At 46.2% G+C, this 2,761-nt stretch carries 2 protein-coding genes and 1 pseudogene; all 3 read right to left on the bottom strand.

Annotated elements, in window-relative coordinates; genetic code table 11:
* Positions 1-584: 584 nt before the first annotated feature.
* Positions 585-794 (bottom strand): annotated as a pseudogene (locus tag QUA16_RS20660) (FAD-dependent oxidoreductase); the annotation flags it as partial.
* 200 nt (positions 795-994) lie between these two features.
* Positions 995-1,543, bottom strand: a complete 549-nt coding sequence (gene frr / locus QUA16_RS20655; RefSeq protein ID WP_333105397.1) for a ribosome recycling factor — start codon at positions 1,541-1,543, stop codon at positions 995-997.
* The gene (gene pyrH / locus QUA16_RS20650) at positions 1,530-2,258 is read right to left on the bottom strand and encodes a UMP kinase (RefSeq protein WP_333076369.1); all 729 of its coding nucleotides are present in this window, start codon (positions 2,256-2,258) and stop codon (positions 1,530-1,532) included. The genes frr and pyrH overlap by 14 nt, the downstream gene beginning before the upstream one ends.
* Between the last annotated feature and the right edge of the window lie 503 nt (positions 2,259-2,761).

The raw sequence follows: 2,761 nt of genomic DNA, 5'->3' as shown, positions 1-2,761 counted from the left end.
TCGGATAGCATCGGTAGCGATATCTAGCTTTCATTTGTTTTTGATATTTACTGTCTTTATCTTAACATAAACCAGAAGAAAAAGCCGTCCTAAAAGGACGGGGCTTTAAACCCAAAATTTTCGGTAATTATTCAGGCTGCGCCTCAAACACCTTACCGCGCTCTTAGTAACGTGTGAAACCACTTTTTGCCTCCAGGAGTATTTGAGATTGATTCTATAAGCAGCGCGGGGCTTGTATTAAAAAATCCTCACATCGACTTTATTTTAAATAGGAGTTACCCTTTTGAACCCCGTTTCTTGGAAAAAATTCGGTTGAGCAGCGAAAAATCTAGGAATCAACTGGCTTTCTGAGGAATAGTGCGTAATTCCTATTTTTAAATTAACGATTAAGAATTGGGAATGAAGAATAAGGAATTGGGATTTAAGAATATTCCTTCTTCACGCTTGACATCGTTCTAAAACGGCATCAGCGGTACGAACTTTAACGCTTAGTCTTAACGGCTGCTAGTTGAAAACTAGCCGTCTGGTCAACAGGCTTTATTCAAGCCCACATCATACCCTACGGGTTAGTGTGCGGTAGTTGACGTGTAGCTAATTTTGTTAGCTTTCAGAGAAATAGCTGGCGTCCGGTCAAAATCGAGCCATTGGGCGATCGCCCCTGAAACGCCGCCGCCAGGTTTATTGCGAAGCAGAGACGCTTTTTCTACTACCAAAACAGAACGTCCCTGCTTTGCCAAGTGATAAGCTGCTGTGCTACCTGCCGGGGCTGCACCGACAATAATGCCATCGAACATTTTTGGTTATGGGTAATTGGTAATTGGTAATTGGTTATGGGGAACAGGGAATTAGTAACTGGTAATTGCTAACTTATGAGTATTAAATCTTGAGTTTTTAATTCACAAATCACAACTCATCGAGCGTCTGGGCGTTGTTCGCGGCCGACTCTGAGCAATCTCAAAACTATTCCTATTCCCCCTGCCCAATTGCCCATTGCCTAAACAGTCGTGATATCTTTCTCTTTCGATGCCAGAACTTCTTCTATTTTCGCAATGTACTTGTCCGTCAGCTTTTGAATTTTATCTTGCAAGTCCCGCGATTCATCTTTAGAGATATCGCTGCTTTTTTCCTGCTTGCGAATCGAGTCAACGGCATCGCGGCGGATATTGCGAATTGCAACTTTACCTTCTTCAGCAAACTTACTGGCCATTTTGACAAATTCTTGGCGTCTGTCGCTCGTCAGCGGCGGAATGTTCAAGCGAATAACAGAACCGTCGTTGTTGGGCACGAGTCCTACATCCGACAGGGAAATTGCTTTTTCGATCGAGTTGAGCGCTGTACGATCGAACGGTTGAATGGTGATCGTAGTCGCATCCGGGGTGCCGATATTGGCAAGGGATTTGATCGGAGTTGGAGAACCGTAGTAATCTACCATGACTCGATCGAGGAGGGAGGCGTTGGCCCGTCCCGTCCGAATAGTATTAAAAGACCGTTGAGTAGCCTCAACTGCCTTTTGCATATGATCTTCTGCTTCAGCTAACTTCACAAAAACCTCCGACAAGAGTTCCAATAGATTCTCCCATTACAGCTCGGTAGATGTTGCCCGACACCGAGAGGTCAAATACCATAATAGGAATATTATTTTCTTTGCAAAGGGCGATCGCCGTACTGTCCATCACCCGCAAATCTTGATTCAAGACGTGGGCATAGGTGAGGGTTTGATACCTGCGCGCGTTGGGGTTGAGGTGGGGGTCGGAATCGTACACCCCATCTACCTTAGTAGCTTTAAAAATCACCTCTGCATCAATTTCAGCCGCCCGCAAAGCGGCTGTAGTATCAGTAGTAAAAAAAGGGTTGCCAGAACCGGCACCAAAAATCACTACTCGTTTTTTTTCTAGGTGGCGAATCGCCCGCCGCCGGATGTAGGGTTCAGCTACTTCTTGCATGGCGATCGCCGATTGCACCCTCGTTGGCACTCCTGCTTGTTCCAGGGCATCCTGCAAAGTGATAGCATTCATCACCGTAGCAATCATGCCCACATAATCAGCCGTTGCCCGATCCATCCCTGCCGAAGCAGCTTTCACCCCGCGAAAAATGTTGCCGCCACCGACAACAATCGCGATTTGAATGCCTTGGGACACGACTTTGGCCACTTCCTGGGCGATCGACTGAACCACTATCGGATCGATGCCGTAGCCCAAGCTGCCCATCAGCGCTTCACCGCTGAGCTTCAGCAAAACTCGCTGATATACCATCCCCATGCCGCCACTATGTTTTTACTCTTTTTGCCTCCACCATAAGATAGCAGTACGGGTGCATTTTGAACATCAATTTCCCGGAACAGGCATCCTGGTTGTGTTGCAAGAGAATTTGTTTGTGGCGCGGGCTGCTAGGTGAACAGGCAAGATGCCTGTTTCACAACCGGATTGATTTTTTTTCTGTGAATGCTAGGTGAACAGGCAAGATGCCTGTTCCACAACCGGATTTATTTTTTGCAGTGAATGCTAGGTGAACAGGCAAGATGCCTGTTCCACAACCGGATTTATTTTTTGCAGTGAATGCTAGGTGAACAGGCAAGATGCCTGTTCCACAACCGGATTTATTTTTTCTGAGTGAATGCTAGGTGAACAGGCAAGATGCCTGTTCCACAACCGGATTTATTTTTTTTGAGTGAATGCTAGGTGAACAGGCAAGATGCCTGTTCCACAAACGGATTGATTTTTTTTGCAGTGAATGCTAGGTGAACAGGCAAGATGCCTGTTCC

The organism is Microcoleus sp. S13_C3, from assembly GCF_036700905.1.
Taxonomy (GTDB): domain Bacteria; phylum Cyanobacteriota; class Cyanobacteriia; order Cyanobacteriales; family Microcoleaceae; genus Microcoleus.
Note: the sequence above shows the minus strand (reverse complement) of the source record. Positions and strands in the feature narration are given on the sequence as shown.

Bases quoted from the DNA above. Each gene is read 5' to 3' on its own strand.
- pyrH (WP_333076369.1), bottom strand. From the start codon at position 2,258: ATGGGGATGGTATATCAGCGAGTTTTGCTGAAGCTCAGCGGTGAAGCG.